Here is a 22,453-nt window from a genome sequence, read left to right as displayed (position 1 = left end):
GCGGGGTAAACCTCTGCTTTCCTCTCTCTTCCCGCGATATTGCGTCGGCTTCTCTTTAGCTTTACGTGCTTTTTCCTGGCCATTTGGAATTATCCAGGTTAACGCGCTGTTTAAAGCGCACAAAAAGCTAAATTTTAAAAAACCTTTGATTAATCTACATTTTTATTTAAATGACCTGTGCAAAAGCACATTTTTATATCGCATTGTTATATGTATGTTCATGATTATGACTTAATACCTTATGAAACAATTAGCGTGGTATTAATTTTTTGGGTGATTAGTGTATAATTGATTTTGTGATGAGGGTCACGAAACGAAAGACCCCTAAAAAATTCGACGAGGTAAAAATCATGAAAATCAAAACCACCGTAGCAGCACTCAGCATCCTTTCCGTTCTCTCCTTTGGCGCCTTCGCGGCCGATGCTATCAACGCCGATCAGGCGCAGTCCCGCGAGTCGCTGGGTACGGTTTCCGTCGGTGCGGTAAGTACCTCTCCGATGGATATGGACCAGATGCTGAATAAGAAAGCGGAAGAAAATGGCGCCTCTTCCTATCGCATCATCGAAGCTCGCTCCGGCGATCAGTGGCACGCCACTGCAGAACTCTATAAATAAGAAGCACTTTAAGATCGCAATAATGTCCCTCAGCGGCCCGGCATAAAAAAAGCATTTCAACCCTTTCGCCGCTGAGTAAACCTTTTCAGGAGTAATGACTATGAAAATCAAAACACTGGCTTCTGTCCTTGGTCTGGCTACCGTTATCTCTTTTGGCGCAAGCGCAGCCGTTCAGCAGGTTAATACCGACCAGGCGCAGAATATGCAGCCGATGGGCAGCATCTCCGTCTCATCCGTAACTGGTTCGCCGATGGATATTCGTCATGAACTGGCGCAGAAAGCAGAAAAAGCGGGCGCCAGCAGCTATCGGGTTACCGAAATGACCCAGGGCGACCACTGGCACGCTACGGCGGAACTGTACAAGTAAACCCTCGTCGTATCTCATCATACGACTTGCCCCTGACACCTTGTCAGGGGCTTTTTTTATGCCTCTAGTGGCGGGCGTTAAAGCGCAACGCTCCTTCCAGCTCCTCTTCTGCCTCATCAAAGAGCAGGATCAGCGCGCCGAACCGTCGGCGTACCTTCTCCGGCAAATGGATAAACTCAATCTCTAACGGTAGCGGCAACGCGCCGCCGACCACCACATCCCATAGCGAATCCAGATTGGTGACTTTTTCCTGTTCTATGCCAAAAGTACGCGTAAACTCACGGTAAAACGCCTCCTGGCTATCGATTTCTTTAAAATCAAATGTATAAGTCTTCATTGCCAGTCACCTGTCCTGCGGGCGGCTTGCACCGCCCGTCTGTATATCATAACCCTCCGATGTGAAGGGTTTTTACTTCCATAAACTCCTCCAGACCCAACACCGATCCTTCCCGGCCCAGTCCGGACTCTTTTACGCCGCCAAACGGCCCCAGTTCCGTTGAAACGGCACATTCGTTAATACCAATCATGCCGCTTTCAATCGCCTGCGAAACCCGGAACACGCGCTGCAGGTTTTGCGTATAAAAGTAAGCCGCCAGGCCGAACGGCGTGTTATTTGCCCGCTGGATCACCTCTTCTTCTGAGGTAAAACGGAAGCAGGCCGCTACCGGGCCAAAGGTCTCTTCTGCGGCGAGCTTCATTCCGTCGTGGCAGTCGCCCAGCACCGTTGGCAGCCAGAAGTTGCCGCCCAGCTCGTGAGGTTTCCCGCCAGCCAGAACTTTCGCCCCCTTGGTGACCGCATCCTCTACATGCTCGCGGACTTTATCCACCGCCGATGGCTCGATCAGCGGCCCCACGATCACCCCTTCCTCCAGCCCGTTGCCGACCTTGAGCGCCTTAACCGCCTCGGCCAGCTGACTCACGAAGGTCTCATAGACCGACTCCTGAATATAGAAGCGGTTTACGCTCACACATACCTGGCCCGCGTTACGGAACTTATTGGCTATCGCCCCTTTGACCGCCGCGTCGATATCGGCGTCATCAAAGACGATATAAGGGGCGTTCCCGCCCAGCTCCATGGAGACCTTTTTCATGGTTTCCGCGGCGTTACGCATCAGCGTTTTCCCCACGGCGGTTGAGCCGGTAAAGGAGAGCTTGCGCACCGCGGCGCTGGCCATAATCGCATCGCTGATTTCATGGGTGTTGCCCGCCACGGCATTCAGTACGCCGTCCGGAATGCCCGCTTTTTTCGCCAGCGTCAGCAAAGCAAAGGCGCTCAGCGGCGTGTTGTTGGCAGGCTTGATTACGCCGGTACAGCCTGCGGCAAGCGCCGGGCCGAGCTTGCGCGTGAGCATCGCCATGGGGAAGTTCCAGGGAGTGATCGCCGCCACGACGCCGACCGGCTCACGGGTCGCCAGAATACGCGAGCCCGGCTTCACGGGCGGGATAATCTCCCCGTTCGCCCGCTTCGCCTGTTCAGCAAACCACTGGATAAAGCTGGCGGCATATTCCACCTCGCCTTCCGCCTCTTTTAGCGGCTTGCCCTGCTCGGTGGTCATCAGCTGCCCGAGCCAGCTTTTATTTTCAATAATCAGCTCATACCAGCGATAGAGTAAGGCCGAGCGCTCTTTCGCCGTTCTGGCGCGCCAGGCAGGAAACGCGCGGCTTGCCGCTTCAATGGCCTCCTGCGTCTCTTGTTTACCCGCTTTGGCGACTTTCGCCACCACCTCGCCCGTCGCCGGGTTGAGCACGTCAAAGGTGGTATCCAGCGTTTTCCAGACGCCGTCCACCAGGTAACCGGTCTGAAATAGCGCATTCTCCTGGAGATTCTGCGTCGTCATGGTTTCTCCCTGTGTAGGTTAATAGGCCGCGGATTAAGTATAGCTATAAAAAAACCGACGCTTCTGGCGTCGGTTTTCACAGGGTTAGCTCTCTGTAAGGGCGTTCTGGTATCGGTGCAGCACCCCGGTCAGACGGGCCACCGATTCGGTCACCTGCGGCGGAGCCTCCCAGACCCGCAGTTTTTCCTGGTACACGTTCAGCTCCTCCAGCAGTTGTCCGAAATAGCGACGGCGCTTATCGTCGCTTGAGGCGGAAATAACATGATCCGCGGTGCGCCGCAGCTGCCGGTGAAAGGCAGAGAGATCGTCGTTGATCGGGATCGGCGCGTTACGCAGACGCTGATGGGCAATGATCATTGTCAGTGCCAGGCGGAATTTGCCGATATCATCCGGGAACTTATTGAGCAGCAAAAAGAGCTGCTGATAGAGCGCCGGCAGGTGGTTCTCCTTGCGCCGCGCGGTATTGGTGGTCATGGCTGAGACGGCGGCAAAGACAAACTGGTTCAGCAGCACGCGGCCCGTGCGGGCGCGCGAATTATCCCGCACGATCAAAATCACCATCATCGCCACAAAGCAGCCCACCAGCTGGCCCAGGGCGCTGTCCAGGAACTGGCTGAAGTGGAAAGTCATGGGGTTATCCAGCACGATAATGTTGATGGTGCTCGCCAGTGCCCCCAGCGATCCCAGGCGGCGTTTTTGTACCTCAATACCGATAAAGAACGCCATGACCGCGAGGGCGATACAGAGCAGCAGCATGCTTTGCTGCGTGTTCGGAATAATGACCAGGAAGTAGAGCGCGCCGAGCGGCAGAGCGGCCAGCGTGCCGTACAAAAAGTCGATCGCCACCATGCGCGGGTTCGGCAGACGCATCGCCAGGGAGGTGACGACCGCAATCATCACCATCGCGCCGCTGCCTGAGGTCCAGCCGGTCCAGAGCCAGAAGAGCGTGCCAAAAATACAGGCGAGCGTGGTACGCCAGAAGTTAATCATCGCATGATGCCGCTCGGCCGATTCCGGCCTGACGATGGTTTCGCCTTGCAGCACCTCCTCTTCCGTGGCGCTGATTTTGGTGTTACCAATGACGCCGCGTCTGAGCAGCATGTAGCGCGTCGCCGCCCCCACCCAGGTATAGATGGTGACCGGCGTATCGCGCTCGCCGGTCCAGGCGATCACCCGCCGCATCCGCTTAAGCTGTTTATGCACATCCTGCGCCGTCTCGACCGGCTCGGCAAACAGCTCCCGGAAGGTGTCGGTAATCGTTTCAGGACGGCTGTCCTGAATTAAAAAGGTTTCACAGGCCTGGGTAATCAGCGTAAGAGACAGCGTATTAAGCGCCTTCAGACGGCGGTTAGCGCGCGTCCAGCGGGACGACTCCATATTCAGATTGCTGCGCATCCCTTCCAGCGCGGTAGTTCGGCGCACCAGCCCGCCCCAGCCTTTATCGACCTCACTCTTGTCACTATGTTTAATGCAGAGCTGCATCAGCTGATACTGAGCAACGATCAGCGCATCCAGTTCGCGATCCACCTCCTGCTTAATGGAGCGCGGAGAGAAGAGCAGGTCGGCCATGATGGCGCAGACGATGCCGATCAGGATTTCGCTGCAACGCTCTACCGCGAACTGCGGCGCAAGCAGCGGATCGGCCTGAATGGTGATAATAATGATCAGGGCGGTGTAGCCGGAAAGTCCCCACGCGTAGGAGTTTTCCACTTTGACCAGAGAGGAGATCCAGGTACAGAAACCGGCCCAGATACAGCAGACAATCAGCATCAGCAGCGGCGTGCGGATCATCAGCATGATAATCGTCAGCGCGGCGATACAGCCGATGAAAGTGCCGACGACGCGCAGCATGCCGCGGTAGCGGATGGCGCCGGAGTAGGGTTCGCCCCCCGCTGCGAACGCCGGACCGGCGGCGACAATCGCCGCCGTCAGCACCGCCCAGCGGGGCGTCTCAAGCTGAAAGTGAAAGCCGACAAACAGCGCCAGCACGATGGCGCACGCCAGCTTCATCGCGAAGCGTATGTGCTGGCTGGCGATGGAGAAGATACCCATAGCGGTTAACCAAACTCGCGCAGGCGATGGGCAATTTTGCGGAACAGGGAGTCATTGCTGGCATCGCGATCGCTCTCGCCGGTGATCACTACCGTCGCGGTGGTGCCGGCCGGCCACAGGTCGCCCTGCTGTTGATCAAGTCGGATACGCACCGGAACGCGCTGGGCAAGACGCACCCACTCAAGGTTGGAGTCGACGGTTGCCATCCCTTTGCTGTCGCGGGTCGCGCTGGCGTTTGTCACCCCGGCGGCCACGCTCTCAACGGTACCTTTCAGGACGCGATTGCTGCCAAGCGGGGTGATCTCCGCGCGAAAGCCGGGACGGACGCCTTCGAGCTTGGTCTCTTCCATATAGGCCTGCACGTAAAAGGAGTTCTGCTTCACCAGCGCCACGGCGGTAGAGCCGCGGGTGATAAATTCACCGGCATAGACGTTGAGGTTGGTTACCCAGCCGTCGGACGGCGCGCGGATCACGGTACGCTCCAGATCCAGCTTCGCCAGATCGCGGGTCGCCTGCGCTTTCGCCAGCTGATGCAGAACGGTCTGCAGAACGTTGTTCGACTGGTCGATCTCCTCGCGGGACATGGCCTGGACCCCAAGCTGATTACGGCGCCCCGCCTCACGACGTTTTTCCGCTGCCAGCGCCTGATAGTAGGCGACATCCGCTTCGGCCTGCTCCAGCGCTTTCTGGTAACGCGGACGATCGACCGTGAACAGCACCTGGTTTTTCTTCACCAGCTGGTTGTCGTGCACATTTACCGCCGTGATGAGGCCTGCGACGTCAGGGGCAATCGCCACCACGTCGGCGCTAAAACGCGCGTCGCGCGTCCACGGAGATTCGGTATAAAACACCCACGCCCGAAAGATAGCGATAAAGGCGAGGATAACCAAAATAACGGTAATGGCGGTACGAGAGACTTTTCTTGTTAGCGTTTTCACTTCTACCTCAAACAAACAGACGCGATACCAGATAGAACAGGCAGCAATATAGTGCAGTATTAAACAATGCAGGATGCCATACGAAATCGTAGACTCCGGTTGGAGTCAGCACCTTGCGCACCAGCCAGAAGATCGCCAGCGACAAAATTAATTCAAAAAATATCGGTGGGAACGATAACCCGAACACCACAATAACGGGAAACAGACTCATGTTGACCTTGATTAGAGTGCGAGCAGGCGAAAGATGATTTTTAAGCACCACCCCGCCGGAAGGGCGTTAAAAGCTGGGCGAAAGTGGCGTAGCTTGTCGGTAACTCATAGTATATTAACGTAACTGACTATCAGTTATCTATTATATGTGATCTAAATCACTTTTAAGCCAGAGTGAATAATGGAACGTTTAAAGCGCATGTCGGTGTTCGCCAAAGTGGTGGAGTTTGGCTCCTTTACGGCCGCCGCCAGGCAACTTCAAATGAGCGTCTCTTCCATCAGCCAGACGGTCTCCAGGCTGGAAGATGAGCTTCAGGTTAAACTGCTCAACCGCAGCACGCGAAGCATCGGCCTAACCGAAGCGGGTAAAATCTACTATCAGGGCTGTCGCCGCATGCTGCACGAGGTGCAGGAGGTACACGAGCAGCTCTACGCCTTTAATAACACCCCTATCGGCACCCTGCGCATCGGCTGTTCATCCACCATGGCGCAAAACGTCCTGGCCGGCATGACGGCGAAGATGCTGAAAGAGTACCCCGGCCTGACGGTCAACCTGGTGACCGGCATTCCCGCCCCCGATCTGATCGCCGATGGTCTTGATGTGGTGATCCGCGTGGGCGCTCTCCAGGATTCCAGCCTCTTCTCCCGCCGCCTGGGCAGCATGCCGATGGTGGTCTGCGCCTCTAAGGCCTATCTGGCCCAGTATGGCGTGCCGGAAAAACCGGCCGATCTGAGCAACCACTCCTGGCTGGAGTATAGCGTACGCCCGGACAATGAGTTTGAGCTGATAGCCCCGGAAGGGCTGTCGACCAAAATGATCCCCCAGGGGCGGTTTGTGACTAACGATCCCATGACCATCTCCCGCTGGCTGGTGGCGGGCACCGGCATCGCCTATGTGCCGCTGATGTGGGTCATCGAGGAGATCAATAGCGGCATGCTGGAGATCCTCTTCCCGCGCTATCAGTCCGATCCGCGCCCGGTCTATGCGCTCTACACCGAGAAAGATAAGCTGCCGCTGAAGGTGCAGGTGTGCATTAACTATTTAACGGAATATTTTGTGGAAGTGGCGACGCTGTTTCAGGAGATGCGGGGAAGAAGCAAGGTGTAATGGCTGGATAATGCACCCTCTCCCTGTGGGGAGAGGGTGAGAAACGGTAAAATCAGGCCGTACCGCCTACCACTAAATTATCGACCTTCAGCGTCGGCTGGCCCACCCCTACCGGCAGGCTCTGCCCCTCTTTGCCGCAAACCCCTACGCCGTTATCCAGCTTCAGGTCATTACCGACCATAGAGATCTGCTGCATCGCTTCGATGCCGGAGCCAATCAGCGTCGCCCCTTTCACCGCTTTGGTGACCTTACCCTTTTCAATCAGGTAAGCCTCGGAGGTCGAAAAGACAAACTTGCCGGAGGTGATATCCACCTGCCCGCCGCCAAAGTTCGGCGCGTAGATACCGTAATCTACGGACTCGATAATCTCCTGCGGCGTCGATTTACCGGCCAGCATATACGTATTGGTCATGCGCGGCATTGGCAGATGCGCATAGGATTCGCGGCGGCCGTTGCCGGTTGGCGCCACACCCATCAGCCGGGCATTCAGCTTGTCCTGCATATAGCCCTTCAGCACGCCGTTTTCGATCAGCACGTTGTACTGGCCCGGCGTCCCTTCATCATCGACGGAGACGGAACCACGGCGATCGGCGATCGTGCCATCATCCACCACGGTGCAGAGTTCAGAGGCGACCAGCTCGCCCATCTGCCCGCTGAACACCGAAGTGCCGCGACGGTTAAAATCTCCTTCCAGGCCATGGCCCACCGCTTCATGCAGCAGAACGCCCGGCCAGCCCGCGCCAAGCACCACGGGCAACGTACCGGCAGGCGCTGCGACGGCCGAAAGGTTAACAAGCGCCATCCGCACCGCCTCTTTCGCCCAGGCGTCGGCGCGAGCCTCGCCATCCACATCGCCAAGGAACCACTCATAGCCAAAACGGCCACCGCCGCCGCTGGAGCCGCGCTCGCGTTTGCCATCCTCTTCCACCAGCACGCTCACGGAGAGGCGCACCAGCGGACGAACATCGGCGGCCAGCGTACCGTCGGTCGCTGCCACCAGAATCAACTCATAAACCCCGCTCAGGCTGGCGGAGACCTCCTGCACGCGGCTGTCAGTGGCGCGCGCCACCTTATCCACGCGGCGCAGAATATCCAGCTTCTCTTCCCGGCTCATGCTCTGCAGCGGGTCGATGCTGGTATAGAGCGCAGTGTGCTGCACTTCGCCGAGGGTTTTCACCTGGCCGTTGCCGGTATCGCGCACGATAGTACGCGCCGCCTGCGCGCTCTGTTCCAGCGCTGCCAGGCTAATCTGGTCGGCATAGGCGAAACCGGTTTTTTCACCGCTTACCGCGCGCACGCCGACGCCCTGGTCAATATTCCAGGAGCCATCTTTGATGATGCTGTCTTCCATAACCCAGGATTCGTGATAGCTCGACTGAAAGTAGAGATCGCCGTAGTCGAGGCGGCGCTCGGTTAATTGACCAAGAATGGAAAACAGATCCTGATGACTCAGGCCGTTCGCTGCGAGCAAATGTTCACTTACCAGGTTCAGACTCATCGTTTTGCTACTCGTTCGTTGCCGCAACAGGGCGGTAAAAAGGTTATTCATTGAGAGTGGGGCAATTCACCGCCCCCGTCAAATCATTGCTGCGTAACTTTGCGCGGCTGGCGCAGCACCTCATTGATCTGCGGCTTATCTATCGGGCCGGTCACCCGGTAGCGCAGAATAGAGACTTTACTCCATAACGGCCCCAGCACCTTGCTGGCGGCAAAGACCGCGGCGCCGACGATAGGGTTTACAACAAATGCCGTCGCCACGCCCACGCTGGCGGAGATCTCCGGCGCAACCACCGCCTCCATATCCAGCTCGCGACGAACCAGGTTCACTGCCCCTTTCATGGCGATATCCGCCTCCAGGCCATCCAGCAGCGTATCGTCCGTATGGAGTATGCCATCCTTGATCCACGCCGTTCCGCGGATGGAGTCGTAATAGAAGCCCTCGTCGAAGGTATCGCTGAAGTCAAAGCGCAGCTTACGCAGCAAGGCGTCGAAGCTCAGCAGACGCAGCAGCTGGCCCGCATGGCCGGTGCTGAGATCGGCGATCTGCCCCTTGCCCAGCGACGTTCTGATAATGCCGTTCAGGGTGGCGATATCGGGTTTCCACGGCGCGGCGCGCCAGTGCAGGTCATAATTGATGTCATACGAGGAGCCGCGCAGCGGCGTGCTGACGCCGAAGAAATTGGCGGTGGAATCGAGCTTATGGCCTTTCACCTCGCCCTTCAGCGACGTACGCTGCTCGCGCGCGCCGTTCACCCACTCGCCGTTAGCGGTCAGACGGCCAAAACCGGTATCGACCAGACCGCCCGCCAGGGTTAACGTATCGCCTTTGATGGTAAAGTCGCCGTCGATACGCCCATATTTTTGTCCCCACAGCCAGCACTCGGCGCAGCGCAGCTGTAGATCAGGCCAGCCGCTGAAATCGATCCGTGAAGGCGCGCTGAACGGCGAAGCGTTACCGCTCTGCGCCGTCCCGTCTGTGCTGGAGGGATTGTAATAGAGATAGCGAATCGCCGCCTGCCATGGCGCATTATCACGCCGGGTCAGCGTCGCGTTGATTTCGCGCCCCTGTGCCTCGATTTTCGAGCCGTTAAGCGTCGGTTGCGAAACAATGCTGAGGTTATTCCAGCGCTGTCCACCGAGGGTCAGCGCTGGCGTGCGCAGCGTAATCGACTGCGGAAACTGGGCCGTCTGATCCACATTCTGCGCCACCCCTTTATTAAACAACGCCAGCCACTGGGCGCCATCCATCGGCGGCAGATTCAGTTCGACGCCGGCAAACTCCGGCAGCGGCGGAACGGTGCGGCTGTCGCTGGCCCAGATGGCCCTGTCGAGCGTCAGCTTGCGGTTCAGCAGCCAGCGGCTGTTAAAGTGATTGTCGCTCCCGGCGCTGCCGGTAAGCTGGAAACCGTTGAGATTACCGTCGACGTTCAGCTTGACCGGCAGCGGATCGCCAGCCTGTTTCGTCAGCGGGGCTGGCAGATCGCTGCTGATATTTTTCATATCGCCGTTGATCGCCACCTGGTAGCGCGCCCCTGCGTGATAAGGCAGATCGATCGCCACCTTGCCGTTCCAGGCCACCGAACCCGCCACCGACTGCGCCAGCGGCGCAGGCATAACGTCCATGCGCGACGGCTGCCAGTTGGCGTCCATGTTGACTGCCACCTGATAGGCTTTTGCACCTTCGGTGGTGGAGAAATTCACGTTCAGCGGCTGATTGAACCAGGTCGCCCGCAGCGGCCCGCTCTGCAGGTTGCCATTCTCAAAGCGGAATCCGCCGCTCAGGTTCTTCAGCGTTGTGTCGAGGGGCTTGATATAGAGGCTGTTGTTATTCAGCGCCACGTTGCCCTTCGCCGTGGTCATGTTGCCATTCAGCGGAATATCCAGATTAAGGCGGGCATTGACGTTACCGTCGAGTTGCAGCTGCTGCAGCGCCGCGCCCAGAGAGTCGTCCAGCGGCGTCTCGTCAAAATAGGGGCCGACGGCTTTGCCAGGGCCGTTGATATCAGCATCGATAATCAGCTTCTCTTTCGAGTAGTCGGGAATGGCGGCTCTGAGATGGCTGGCGGTCACCCCTCCCAGCGCCACGCGGTCCGATTTCATCCACAGCCCGTCGTTAAGGAAGTCGAGTTCGATATCGAGGTTCTTCAGCGCGGGCCAGCCGGGCTGGAAGGCGAAGGTGGCGTTACGCAGCGGCACCAGCACCTCAAACTGTCCTTCGTTATGTTTGTAGGGGAAGAGATGGGGATTACCGCCGTAGACCAGCGTGGCGTTATCCGCCTGCCCTCCCTGAATGGCGCCGCTCAGATAGTCCACCAGCGCCTTGCCCATCAGGTTTTCCGGGAAATAGCGCCAGGCCTGGCCGCCATCATCGGTGCTGATACCCGCCAGAATACCGAGCCAGGGCTCGTCATGGGCAGGCTGCAGATAGCGAAAATCGCCGCGTGCGCGCACCGCTTTCGCGGTCACGTCGATATGGCGGCCATCCAGCTGAAAACCCTTTTCGTTTTTCAGCCAGCTCAGCGTTGCCGTTCCCTTTTTAATCTCCAGCGGCGCGCGAAAGACCGTTTCATAGGGCATAGTCGCATCGCGCATCTGCGCCGTCAGCCTGCCGTTCTCCGCGCTGCCCTCCAGCGTACCGCTGAAGTGTTGCGCGCCCGGCAACATCTTCCACTGCTTCCACGCCAGGTCATCCCAGGCGGCGTTAAAGCGGATCTTGTCCGTCGCCTGGAGCGGAATATCGAGCGCCAGCGTCTTAATCTGCCCTGACGGCTGCGTCGCTTCCCAGATCTCCCCCAGCGCAGGCGACAGGCGCGTTGCGATGGGGAGTAACCCTTCCAGACCGGCCAGCTCCAGGTTGCTGGCGCGGATGCGCAGTTCGTCGCTGCGTTTGTCGCTGCCCTGTACCTGCTGCGCAGGTAACCATGCCAGCGTGAGCGCGCCGCGCGGCCAGGCCTTATTGTCCATGGTGATGCGGGTATCGGGAATGGCGAACTGCCAGCCGTCGCCTGCGCGCGTGACGTGCGCCGTCAGGTTATCCACCGACATCTGATGCAGACGCGCATCGCCCTTCCAGGAGGCGCCGCCCTGCTTCAGCCAGACGTCGCCCGCGTTTACTTCGCCGTCGTTAAGGGTCAGCCATCCCTCCAGGCTAAAGCGCGCGGTTTGCAGTGCCACGTTATCCTGCATCCACCTGCCGAGCCACGGCTTGAGGTCCACATCGTCCGCCTGCAGCCATACCCGGCCGTTATTCAGCAGCCCTTTGTCATCGCGCAGATCCATACGCACCTGCATCACGCCGTGCTGGCCTGTGAGGCTGGAGAGGCTCACCTGCCCTTCCGCCCGGTGGCGATCGCGCCCGTTGAGCCAGGTCAGCTGAGGAATCGCCAGCGACGCGCGCTGGCCGGAAAGGGTGATAAAACTGATTTCGCTGTCGCGCAGATCGAAGTGATCGAACTGGCGCAAAAAGAGATCGCTGAAGCGGTTGGTCTCGATCCCCTTGCTGTCGTCGCCTTTAGTGATGGGCGTATTGGTGACAAACTGCAGCTGATAAAAGGTGAGATCGCGAAACTGCCAGCGCAGATGCAGCAGACTTTGCCAGACATCCAGCGCCAGCGTCACACGTTTGATCTTAAGATGGCCGCCGTCGTTCAGGCTGGCATGAATATCCCGAACGTCGAGCGTTGGACCAAAGTTTTGCCAGCTGGCGCTAAGCTGGCTGACGTTGACCGGCACGCCGGTCGCGGATTCGATTTTTGCCAGCACCTGCGGGCGCCAGCTGTCGAGATGCGGCAGTACCAGACGTAGTCCACTCACCAGCAAGGCGACAATGACGACCAGCGTTGCCCCTGTAAGCAGTAGAATCCCCGGCAATCGCCTCACGCGTCTCTCCTTGTCAGCCGTTCTTGCAGCACGCTGCCTTTTACATCATCACCACGTCAAACTGCTCCTGGTTATAGAGCGGCTCGATCTGGACTTTCACCTGTTTGCCGACAAAGATTTCCACTTCTGCCAGCGCATGGGACTCCTCGCCTTTCAGGGCTTCTGCCACCGCAGGGGAAGCATAGACCAGAAAACGGTCGGAGTCGTAGGCGTGATGAACGCGCACAATTTCGCGCATGATTTCGTAGCAGACCGTCTCTACCGTTTTTACCGTACCGCGCCCGTGACAGGTAGGACACTCGTTACACAGCACATGTTCCACGCTTTCACGGGTCCGTTTCCGGGTCATCTCCACCAGCCCCAGCTGGGAGAAGCCGTTAATGCTGGTTTTCACGCGATCCTTACTCAGCGCCTGCTCCAGCGAATGCAGCACGCGACGGCGGTGATCCTCATTACTCATGTCGATAAAGTCGATAATAATGATGCCGCCGAGATTGCGCAGGCGAAGCTGGCGCGCAATAGCCTGAGTCGCTTCGATATTGGTATTAAAGATGGTGTCGTCCAGATTACGATGGCCGACAAACGCCCCGGTATTGATATCCACGGTGGTCATCGCTTCGGTCTGGTCGATAATCAAATAGCCGCCCGACTTCAGTTCGACCTTACGTTCCAGCGCACGCTGGATCTCGTTTTCAACATCGTAAAGATCGAAAATCGGCTGCTTGCCGGTGTAGTGCTCCAGCAGACCCGGCATCTCCGGGATATATTCGGCGGTAAACTCCAGCAGCGCTTCGTAGGTCAGACGGGAGTCAACGCGGATGCGATCAAGCTGGGCGTCGGCGAAGTCGCGCAGTACGCGCTGGGCCAGCGCCAGTTCGCCGTAGAGCTGGCAGCGGGTCTGGTTGCGCTTTTTACGCTCCATCACCTTTGTCCAGACGCGCTTCAGGTAGGCGGCGTCAGAGGCGAGATCCTCTTCACACACCCCTTCTGCGGCGGTACGGATGATAAACCCGCCCTGCTCGTCGCAGTAGTCAGCCACCACTTTTTTCAGGCGCTCACGTTCGGATTCGCTTTCGATACGCTGGGAGACGCCAACGTGCGAGGCGCCCGGCATAAAAACCAGATAGCGGGATGGCAGGGTGATATCGGTGGTGAGGCGCGCCCCTTTGGTGCCCAGCGGATCTTTCACCACCTGCACCATCAGATCCTGGCCCTGACGCACCAGCTCGGAGATGTCGCGAACGGTAAACTGTTTTTGTTCGTCACCCGCCACGCATTCGGTGTGCGGCATAATATCGGAGGCGTGAAGAAACGCGGCTTTATCCAGTCCAATATCTACAAATGCCGCCTGCATACCCGGTAGTACACGACTGACACGACCTTTGTAGATATTGCCTACGATTCCGCGTCGCGCTTCACGCTCAATATGAATTTCCTGAAGAATGCCGCCATCAATGTAAGCCACGCGGGTTTCCGATGGCGTTACGTTTACCAACAATTCAGCCGTCATAATTATCTCTTCTCATACGCAGTGAGTTAAAATTGCTCAGCAACTCATACGTTTCCACCAGCGGTAAGCCGACTACGGCGTGATAGCTGCCATTAATCTTCCTGACAAAACAGCCACCCAGCCCCTGAATACCGTATGCACCTGCCTTATCCATAGGTTCACCGCTGGCGATATACCCGGCGATCTCCTCATCGGTAAGCACTCTGAACGTGACGTCGGTTACCACCAGGCAGTCCAGCACGTGCTGGCTGTCCGCCAGCGCGACCGCCGTCATCACCTGGTGCGTCTGTCCCGACAGCTTGCGCAGCATCTGCGCCGCATGTGCGGCATCACGCGGTTTCTCAAGAACTTCGCCATTCAGTATCACGATGGTATCGGCACCCAGTACCGGGAGATCGCGCGGCGTTTGCGCCACGCCTGCGCGCGCCTTTTCCCGCGCCAGGCGGGAAACATACTGTTGAGCGCTTTCGCCCTCAGCGCGCATCTCTTCGATACCCGTTACGATACGTTCGAACGAGACGCCAAGCGTCGTCAGCAGTTCCTGACGGCGCGGGGAACCGGAAGCTAAATAGAGAGACGTCATAGAAACCTTTACTGCACGGCGAACTGCTGGCGGATCTTACGCATCAGCAGGAACAGCCACGGCCAGAGCACACCGTTCACTACACTACTCCAGAACACTTCCGGTCGGAAAGAGACGTTGATCACTAAAAACTCTGCCCAGAAAACAATGATATCCACGGCGAGAGATAACAACATCACTACCAGCGCCTGTTGCCAGAGCGCAAGATTACGGAAAAGCTGGTATTTGAGAGCGACCAGGTACGCGACAATACTCATGGACAAGGCGCGCACGCCAAGCGTAGAGCCACTAATGAGATCCAGTATGGCACCCATCACAAAACCTGTTCCCACATTTACGCGGTGCGGCAGGGCGAGGATCCAGTAAAGCAGTATGAGCAATACCCAGTTTGGCCGGAAAACGAGGATCTCGTCCGGCCAGGGCATGATTTGCAGCAACAGTGCAATGAGAAAAGAGAGCCAGATCACCCAGCGCCCCTGGCTACGATAGCTGGCCACTACTGCCCTCCCGATGAGCGTTTCGGCGGTAGCGGCGGTGTATCAGCAGCAGGCGCAGTAATTCCGGTCGCTGGCGCAGGAACAGGCGCTGGCGGTCCCATGGAGTCGGCTGGCGGCAGGACCTGCGGCATCATCTGCATCAGGCGTTCATTCGCCACGCGGTGCACCTCTTCAGGCGTCATCGGGTTCGCGCCATTGCGATCGGCGCCCCACAGCAGCAGCAGGTAACGCAGACGCTGTAAGCCCGCGGTAGGACGTGCCTGAATCACGGTGTAGGCGCGCTGCGTATCCACGCGAACGGAAGAGACCACGCCAACGGGATACCCCTCCGGGAAGCGACCGCCCAGCCCGGAGGTCACCAGCACGTCGCCGACACGAATATCGGTATTGGCCGGCAGATGCTCCAGCTGCAGATCGTCGGTGCAGCCGTTACCGGCCGCGATGACGCGGATATCGTTACGCAGCACCTGAATCGGCAGCGCGTGGGTCGCATCGCAGATCAGCAGTACGCGGCTGGTCAGTTTGGCCACGGCCACAACTTGCCCCACCACCCCTTTATCGCTGATCACCGGCTGGCCTTCATAGACGCCGTTAACGCTGCCCTTGTCGATCACAACCTGATCGCTGTAAGGATCGTTGACGGTGGAGATCACCTGCGTGACCATCTTCTGCTCATCCTGGCGCAACGGCGAACCCAGCAGCTCACGCAGACGGGCATTTTCCTGACGATACTGGCCCAGCAGCAGCAGTTCGCTGTTTTTCAGCAACAGTTCCTGACGCAGGGCGCGGTTTTCAAGTTCGAGCTGGTCGCGGGACGAGAGCGTCTGGGAGACGGTATCAAGCAACTCACGCGGACCATTTGAGACAAAATAGAAAGGACTGACGGCGGTATCCATGTATGTTCGGATCTGGCTGAACATACCCAGGCGGCTATCGGCAATAATGACGCCGAGCGCAACCAGCACCGCCAGAATAAGGCGAAACTGTAGCGACGGGCCACGGCTAAAAATTGGCTTCATAGGCTATGCGTATTCTCGCGTCAGAGAGAAAGGGTAGCCACCGCTACCCTTTCACACCCAACTACTCTTCGCTGAACAAGTCGCCGCCGTGCATGTCGATCATTTCCAGCGCCTTGCCGCCGCCACGGGCTACGCAAGTCAGTGGATCTTCTGCAACTACGACAGGAATACCTGTCTCTTCCATCAACAGGCGGTCGAGATTACGCAGCAGCGCACCACCACCGGTCAGTACCATACCGCGCTCGGAGATATCGGACGCCAGCTCCGGCGGGCACTGCTCCAGCGCCACCATGACCGCGCTCACGATACCGGTCAGCGGCTCCTGCAGCGCTTCGAGAATTTCGTTGGAGTTGAGGGTAAAGCCGCGCGGCACGCCCTCGGCCAGGTTACGGCCGCGAACTTCGATTTCGCGGACTTCGTCGCCCGGATAGGCAGAGCCGATTTCGTGCTTGATGCGCTCTGCGGTAGCTTCACCGATCAGCGAGCCGTAGTTACGGCGCACGTAGTTGATGATCGCTTCGTCAAAGCGGTCGCCGCCGATACGCACGGAGGAGGAGTAGACCACGCCGTTCAGGGAGATGACGGCCACTTCGGTCGTACCACCACCGATATCCACCACCATCGAACCTGTCGCTTCGGAAACCGGCAGGCCCGCGCCAATCGCGGCGGCCATCGGCTCTTCAATCAGGAAAACTTCACGTGCCCCTGCCCCCTGTGCAGATTCGCGAATGGCGCGGCGTTCCACCTGGGTCGCGCCGACCGGCACACACACCAGCACGCGCGGGCTTGGGCGCATAAAGCTGTTGCTGTGCACCTGTTTAATAAAGTGCTGAAGCATTTTTTCGGTTACGAAGAAGTCAGCGATAACGCCATCTTTCATCGGACGGATCGCGGCGATGTTGCCAGGGGTACGCCCCAGCATCTGCTTAGCATCATGGCCGACGGCGGCCACGCTTTTCGGAGAGCCGGCACGATCCTGACGAATGGCCACAACGGAAGGCTCATTCAATACGATGCCTTGTCCTTTTACGTAAATCAGGGTATTCGCGGTACCCAGGTCAATGGACAGGTCATTGGAAAACATGCCACGAAATTTTTTCAACATACTAAGGGATAATCCTGAAAGCTGGGGCGGAAAACAAAATCCGCTTACTTTACCAACCACACGCAGCAGCGACAAGGCGCAAAAATCATCTGCTACGGTGAAAATTAGTGCAGTACGTTTCCTTTGTTACAAGTCGTCACCTGAATCCTTCAGGACTGAGTCATCAGCAACGTTCCTGTCTTGATCTTTAACCACTCAAAGGGCGTTCACTGGCTTTTTGCTCGTCTTACTCAAAGCTACAGGCGCGATATTCTACGTGAAAACAAATTAAACGGCAGGTTAAACAGAGTATCTTTGCAAATATTTTTTCACATTGCTGTCGATGGGTTGCGAGGAGGCGATAAAATCCCCCTGACCGCCCGCAACACCGCGCTCCGTCAACATCTGCCATTCGCTTTTTGAGCGTACGCCTGTGGCAAAAACTTGTGTTCGCGTTCCCTTGCACGCCTCCACCAGGCTCTGTACCAGCAGCTGGTTTTCCGTGCGTTTTTCGATATTCCTTACCAGCCCCGGATGCAGCTTCAACAGCTCGACATCCAGCTCCTTGATCCAGCTGGTGCTGACCAGCGTCAGGCCCGCCTGCGACACCGCCACGCGGACGCCGAGCGCATTCAACAGTCTGACAACCGACTCCAGTCGGCCGATATGTTGACAAACATCTGCCTCTGCAAGTTCAAAAATAATCCGCTTGCGTTGCGATTTTTCGCATTGCATTAAAAGATCGCGCAGCCAGCGCTGAAAACGAGGACGAATCAGCGACTCAACCGTCACCTGAATCGCCAGGTTCTCCTCCGGCCAGAAGGTTAAAAAGGAGATCAGGCGAGTGATCTGCTGGCGGTCATACTCTTCCGAAAGGCCAAACTGCAAGACCATCGGCAGATATTCCGCCGACACTACCTCTTCCGTGCCATCAAATATCCGGCACATCAGCTCCCGATGATGAACCTGCCCGTTACGCAGTACCGCCGGTTTTTGATAAATACGCGGCCCGCCACGGCTTAACATCTGTTCGATCAGAGTTCGCCAGCGCACGTTGCCACGCCCCTTCTCCGGCAGGGAGTCATCATAGATGGCCCAGCTGTTTGCCCCCTGCAGCACCGCGTTTCGCGTGGCGGCCTCGGCATGCTCCATTACCTGTTCGACCGACTGCCCGCCGCGCCAGGCACAGATGCCGATGTGAACCATATCGCCCCGGTCGATCATTTTACTTGGCGGCAGGGCATCCACCGCTTTCAGCAGCTGGCTGGCGATGCTTTCAGACTCTTTCAGCGTACGGTGCGGCAGCAGGACGGCAAAATCGCTGCGGTAATAGCGCGCCAGCAGCGAGCCGGGATAGCGCATAATAAAGGTGGAGAGCAGGTTGATAATGGTGAAGAGATTCTCCTCCACCGCCTTGCGCCCCCAGCTGTCGCGCAGCAGATCGTAATCCGGCAGGCGAATCATCATCACCACGCCGTGCGTGCCCACTTTCTCCGTATCGTCCAGCAGCGTCGCCAGCTGATTATCAAAAAAGAGGCGGTTATTAAGGCCGGTTTTATTATCGTGAGCGGCATAGGAGCGGATAAGCGTATCCATTCTGCTACGCTGATCGCTGGCGAACTGAATTTCCGAGAGCAGCACGTCGAGGGCGCTGCTGGTGCGCGACGGCCATTCGTAGACTGAACCGCGCACCTTAGGGCCGCGCTCGCCGTTGAGGATCCGAATGGAGCGGGTCTCCAGCAGCTCCTGTCCGGCAAGCTGCCTGCGCAGCCAGCGCACCGCCATAAAGATGAGCGCGACGATAAAACCGATAGCCAGGGTGAGCGGCGCGGTGGTCGTCAGCGAGTGAAAATAGTTCACCATCGGGTCCTGATAGACCAGGTGGAAGGTGATGCCGGGACTTTTTAGCGAAGCGATATCGACCTCGCGCGGCTGGGTGAGCATCCCCGGCGGGCGATAGCTGCTTCGCCGGTGATGGCTCAGCAGCACGCGTTTGCCCTGCAGAATATCAACCTGCAGCAGATCTACCGGCACCATAAGCTCATCAAGCTGATCGGCGATCGCAGGCAGCGAGGAGGTGACCATGCGCGTATCGATTATCGACGCCACGGCGTGAATACGGTTGAGCAGCTTGTCCTGAATGGCGTTATAAAAACTTAATGAGCATCCCATCAGAGTGACGAAAATGGTCAGCCCCGTTAGCAAGGTAATAAAAGCCGAGAATTTCGTCGTTAATCGCATCCCTGAGATTACTCCGTTATTTGAAATGGTGGCGAGTGAGCGCTAACTTGCTTTTTCAGGGGCATACTACCAAACCTGGGATTTCTGGCAATTTATTGCGTTAAATCGGCATAGCGTTTCAATGTGCGAGTATAGTCTTCAGAAATTTTTTTCCAATCACCATGCTTCGCGAGGATACCTGTATGCAGGCTTTGATCTTAGAACAGCAGGAAGGCAAAACCGTGGCGTCGGTACAGACCATCGACCCGGGCCGCCTGCCAGAAGGGGAAGTAACGGTTGATATCGACTGGTCCAGCCTGAACTATAAGGACGCACTGGCAATTACCGGTAAGGGTAAAATTATCCGAAATTTTCCCATGGTGCCGGGCATTGATTTCGCAGGCCATGTTCACGCCAGCGAAGATCCGCGCTTTCATCCAGGCCAGCAGGTGCTGCTGACCGGCTGGGGCGTGGGTGAAAACCACTGGGGTGGACTGGCGTCACAGGCACGTGTTAAAGGCGACTGGCTGGTTCCCATGCCGGAAGGACTGGAAAGCCGCAAGGCGATGATTATCGGCACCGCCGGTTTTACCGCGATGCTCTGCGTGATGGCGCTGGAAGAGGCCGGTATCCGTCCTGACGCGGGCGAAGTGGTGGTCACTGGCGCCAGCGGCGGCGTGGGCAGTACCGCCGTCACGCTGCTGCATCAGCTGGGCTATCAGGTCGTGGCCGTCTCAGGCCGTGAAAGCACCCATGATTACCTGCGCTCCCTGGGCGCGAGCCGCATTCTGGGTCGCGATGAATTTGCTGAAAGCCGTCCGCTGGAAAAACAGCTCTGGGCCGGGGCGATTGACACCGTGGGCGACAAAGTACTGGCAAAAGTGCTGGCGCAGATGAATTACGGCGGCTGCGTGGCGGCCTGCGGGCTGGCGGGGGGATTTGCGCTGCCCACTACCGTGATGCCGTTTATCCTGCGCAACGTGCGCCTGCAGGGGGTGGACTCGGTGATGACGCCTGCCGCGCGGCGCGCCGAAGCCTGGCGGCGGCTGGCAAACGATCTGCCCGAATCTTTCTTTACGCGCAGCGCCACGGAGATTGGCCTTAGCGAAGCGCCAGCTTATGCCGATAAGATTATCAATAATCAGTTCCAGGGCCGCGCGCTGGTGAAGATCGCCTAATCTTCAAATTTTCGTGACATATTCGCGCTAACGGCTCCCCTCCGTCATGATTAAGAAAATGCATGACGGAGGATGCCATGAAAACCCGGAAACTGACTGAAGCCGACGTCACGGCAGAATCAGCCTTTATGATGCAGCGCCGCCAGATCCTGAAGATGCTCGGTATCAGCGCGACTGCCCTGTCGCTTCCCCCCGCCGCCCATGCCGATCTGCTCGACTGGTTTAAAGGCAACGATCGCCCGAAAGCTCCTTCCGGCGCGCCGCTGACTTTTAATAAACCTGCCGAATGGCAAAGCCAGCTTGCGCTGACGCCAGAAGAGAAAGTGACGGGTTACAATAACTTCTACGAGTTTGGGCTGGATAAAGCCGATCCCGCCGCCAACGCGGGTGGAATGAAAACCGATCCCTGGACGCTGAAAATCGGCGGCGAGGTGGCAAAACCGCTGACCCTTGACCATCACGACCTGACGACCCGTTTTCCGCTGGAGGAGCGTATCTACCGGATGCGCTGCGTGGAAGCGTGGTCGATGGTGGTCCCCTGGATCGGATTCCCGCTGCATAAGCTGCTGGCAATGGCGGAGCCCACCAGCCAGGCAAAATATGTCGCGTTTCAGACCCTCTACTCTCCCGAGCAGATGCCGGGGCAAAAGGACAGGTTTATCGGCGGCGGCCTTAACTATCCCTATGTGGAAGGGCTGCGTCTGGATGAAGCCATGCATCCCCTCACCCTGCTTACCGTCGGCGTTTATGGCAAGGCGCTGCCGCCGCAGAATGGCGCGCCGATCCGCCTCACCGTCCCGTGGAAATATGGCTTCAAGGGGATAAAGTCGATCGTCAGCATCACGCTGACCCGCGAGCGTCCGCCCACCACCTGGAACCTCTCAGCGCCGGATGAATATGGCTTTTTCGCCAACGTGAACCCGCATGTCGATCACCCCCGCTGGTCCCAGGCGACGGAACGGTTTATTGGCTCCGGCGGCGCGCTGGACGTGAAGCGGCAGCCGACGCTGCTCTTTAACGGCTATGCACAAGAGGTGGCCTCGCTCTATCGTGGCATGAACCTGCGGGAGAATTTCTAGTGCGATTAACCGCTAAGCAGGTGACCTGGCTTAAGGTGCTGTTGCATCTGGCCGGTCTGCTTCCTTTTCTCTGGCTCTTCTGGGCGGCGCGTGAGGGCTACTTCAGCGCCGATCCGGCAAAAGATATCCAGCATTTTACCGGTAGGATGGCTCTGAAATTTTTACTTGCTACCTTGCTGGTCTCTCCGCTGGCGCGTTACGCTAAACAGCCTTTATTGATCAGAACCCGGCGGTTGCTGGGGCTGTGGTGTTTTGCCTGGGCCACGCTGCATCTTATTAGCTATGCGCTGCTGGAACTGGGGATAAACAACGTCACGCTGTTAGGCAGCGAGCTGGTTTCGCGCCCTTATCTGATGGTGGGCATCATCAGCTGGGTGATTTTACTGGGGCTGGCGGTCACTTCCACCCGATACGCGCAGCGAAAACTGGGTAGACGCTGGCAGTTATTGCATAACTTCGTCTACCTTGTGGCAATCCTCGTGCCTGTTCATTACCTCTGGTCAGTGAAGGTGCTCTCCCCGCAGCCGATACTCTACGCGGTGGGCGCGGCGGCGCTTTTAGCATGGCGTTACAAAACTTTCCGTAACTGGTGGCGATAGTCCGCGAAACTGTGCGTTTTCCCGCAGATCGGTTATCAACTGCCGCTCTTTTACGAATTGCGGTTGATAATCTTCCCTGATAAGACCAGTATTTAGCTGCCAATTGCTACGAAATCGTTATAATGTGCGACTTCGGTTTTCCTGTGGGTGCTTTTTAGCCTCAGGAAAGGTGACAACC

Annotated in this window: 19 protein-coding genes; 6 read left to right on the top strand and 13 right to left on the bottom strand. The window is 57.6% G+C overall.

Features of this window, described 5'->3' with window-relative positions; genetic code table 11:
* Positions 1-350 precede the first annotated feature (350 nt).
* Together yhcN (BN3796_RS03610) and yhcN (BN3796_RS03605) are read left to right on the top strand one after the other, a co-directional pair.
* On the top strand, positions 351-614 hold the full coding sequence (yhcN, locus tag BN3796_RS03610; protein WP_061707033.1) for a peroxide/acid stress response protein YhcN: 264 nt from the start codon (positions 351-353) through the stop codon (positions 612-614).
* A gap of 100 nt (positions 615-714) precedes the next feature.
* Positions 715-981, top strand: coding sequence for a peroxide/acid stress response protein YhcN (gene yhcN / locus BN3796_RS03605; RefSeq protein WP_061707032.1), 267 nt, complete (start codon positions 715-717; stop codon positions 979-981).
* A gap of 64 nt (positions 982-1,045) precedes the next feature.
* Here yhcN (BN3796_RS03605) and BN3796_RS03600 read toward each other — a convergent pair whose 3' ends face one another.
* The 5 genes from BN3796_RS03600 to aaeX all read right to left on the bottom strand — a co-directional run bounded on the left by BN3796_RS03600 (position 1,046) and on the right by aaeX (position 6,020).
* A complete protein-coding gene (locus BN3796_RS03600) occupies positions 1,046-1,318 on the bottom strand; it encodes a barstar family protein (protein WP_061707031.1) in 273 nt (90 codons plus the stop codon).
* Positions 1,319-1,364: 46 nt separating this feature from the next.
* Positions 1,365-2,819 (bottom strand): NAD-dependent succinate-semialdehyde dehydrogenase, encoded by a 1,455-nt coding sequence (locus tag BN3796_RS03595; protein ID WP_061707030.1) that lies wholly within the window; start codon positions 2,817-2,819, stop codon positions 1,365-1,367.
* An 84-nt stretch (positions 2,820-2,903) separates the two neighbouring features.
* Positions 2,904-4,871, bottom strand: coding sequence for a p-hydroxybenzoic acid efflux pump subunit AaeB (aaeB, locus tag BN3796_RS03590; protein WP_061707029.1), 1,968 nt, complete (start codon positions 4,869-4,871; stop codon positions 2,904-2,906).
* A 5-nt stretch (positions 4,872-4,876) separates the two neighbouring features.
* Positions 4,877-5,809 carry a p-hydroxybenzoic acid efflux pump subunit AaeA gene (gene aaeA, locus BN3796_RS03585; protein WP_061707542.1) on the bottom strand — a complete coding sequence of 311 codons (933 nt, stop codon included), beginning with the start codon at positions 5,807-5,809 and terminating at the stop codon, positions 4,877-4,879.
* A 7-nt stretch (positions 5,810-5,816) separates the two neighbouring features.
* Entirely contained in the window at positions 5,817-6,020 is a 204-nt protein-coding gene (gene aaeX, locus BN3796_RS03580; protein ID WP_061707541.1) for a p-hydroxybenzoic acid efflux pump operon protein AaeX, read from the bottom strand.
* Between the two features lie 180 nt (positions 6,021-6,200).
* Here aaeX and aaeR point away from each other — a divergent pair, with 180 nt between their 5' ends.
* Entirely contained in the window at positions 6,201-7,127 is a 927-nt protein-coding gene (gene aaeR / locus BN3796_RS03575; RefSeq protein ID WP_061707028.1) for an HTH-type transcriptional activator AaeR, read from the top strand.
* A 52-nt stretch (positions 7,128-7,179) separates the two neighbouring features.
* Here the strand turns inward: aaeR and tldD are convergent, their stop codons facing one another.
* The 8 genes from tldD to csrD form a co-directional block, all read right to left on the bottom strand.
* Positions 7,180-8,625 (bottom strand): metalloprotease TldD, encoded by a 1,446-nt coding sequence (gene tldD / locus BN3796_RS03570; RefSeq protein WP_061707027.1) that lies wholly within the window; start codon positions 8,623-8,625, stop codon positions 7,180-7,182.
* A gap of 83 nt (positions 8,626-8,708) precedes the next feature.
* Complete coding sequence (gene yhdP, locus BN3796_RS03565; RefSeq protein WP_061707026.1) at positions 8,709-12,506, bottom strand: AsmA2 domain-containing protein YhdP; 3,798 nt, start codon at positions 12,504-12,506, stop codon at positions 8,709-8,711.
* Between the two features lie 40 nt (positions 12,507-12,546).
* Entirely contained in the window at positions 12,547-14,016 is a 1,470-nt protein-coding gene (rng, locus tag BN3796_RS03560; protein ID WP_061707025.1) for a ribonuclease G, read from the bottom strand.
* Complete coding sequence (locus BN3796_RS03555; protein WP_061707024.1) at positions 14,006-14,599, bottom strand: Maf family protein; 594 nt, start codon at positions 14,597-14,599, stop codon at positions 14,006-14,008. Before BN3796_RS03555 ends, rng begins: the two co-directional genes overlap by 11 nt.
* A gap of 8 nt (positions 14,600-14,607) precedes the next feature.
* Positions 14,608-15,096, bottom strand: a complete 489-nt coding sequence (gene mreD / locus BN3796_RS03550; protein WP_061707023.1) for a rod shape-determining protein MreD — start codon at positions 15,094-15,096, stop codon at positions 14,608-14,610.
* Positions 15,096-16,115: a rod shape-determining protein MreC gene (mreC, locus tag BN3796_RS03545; protein ID WP_061707022.1), complete on the bottom strand. Its 1,020-nt coding sequence runs from the start codon at positions 16,113-16,115 to the stop codon at positions 15,096-15,098. Before mreC ends, mreD begins: the two co-directional genes overlap by 1 nt.
* A gap of 61 nt (positions 16,116-16,176) precedes the next feature.
* Complete coding sequence (mreB, locus tag BN3796_RS03540) at positions 16,177-17,220, bottom strand: rod shape-determining protein MreB (RefSeq protein WP_000913396.1); 1,044 nt, start codon at positions 17,218-17,220, stop codon at positions 16,177-16,179.
* 279 nt (positions 17,221-17,499) lie between these two features.
* Positions 17,500-19,440, bottom strand: a complete 1,941-nt coding sequence (gene csrD / locus BN3796_RS03535) for an RNase E specificity factor CsrD (RefSeq protein ID WP_061707021.1) — start codon at positions 19,438-19,440, stop codon at positions 17,500-17,502.
* A 182-nt stretch (positions 19,441-19,622) separates the two neighbouring features.
* Between csrD and acuI the strand changes: the two genes are divergently transcribed.
* The 3 genes from acuI to msrQ all read left to right on the top strand — a co-directional run bounded on the left by acuI (position 19,623) and on the right by msrQ (position 22,275).
* Positions 19,623-20,597: an acrylyl-CoA reductase (NADPH) gene (acuI, locus tag BN3796_RS03530; RefSeq protein ID WP_061707020.1), complete on the top strand. Its 975-nt coding sequence runs from the start codon at positions 19,623-19,625 to the stop codon at positions 20,595-20,597.
* Between the two features lie 77 nt (positions 20,598-20,674).
* Positions 20,675-21,676 (top strand): protein-methionine-sulfoxide reductase catalytic subunit MsrP, encoded by a 1,002-nt coding sequence (gene msrP, locus BN3796_RS03525; protein ID WP_061707540.1) that lies wholly within the window; start codon positions 20,675-20,677, stop codon positions 21,674-21,676.
* Positions 21,676-22,275, top strand: a complete 600-nt coding sequence (gene msrQ / locus BN3796_RS03520; RefSeq protein ID WP_061707019.1) for a protein-methionine-sulfoxide reductase heme-binding subunit MsrQ — start codon at positions 21,676-21,678, stop codon at positions 22,273-22,275. Before msrP ends, msrQ begins: the two co-directional genes overlap by 1 nt.
* The last annotated feature ends 178 nt before the right edge of the window (positions 22,276-22,453 follow it).

It is taken from the genome of Pseudenterobacter timonensis (assembly GCF_900021175.1).
In the GTDB taxonomy this organism is placed as follows: domain Bacteria; phylum Pseudomonadota; class Gammaproteobacteria; order Enterobacterales; family Enterobacteriaceae; genus Enterobacter; species Enterobacter timonensis.
Note: the sequence above shows the minus strand (reverse complement) of the source record. Positions and strands in the feature narration are given on the sequence as shown.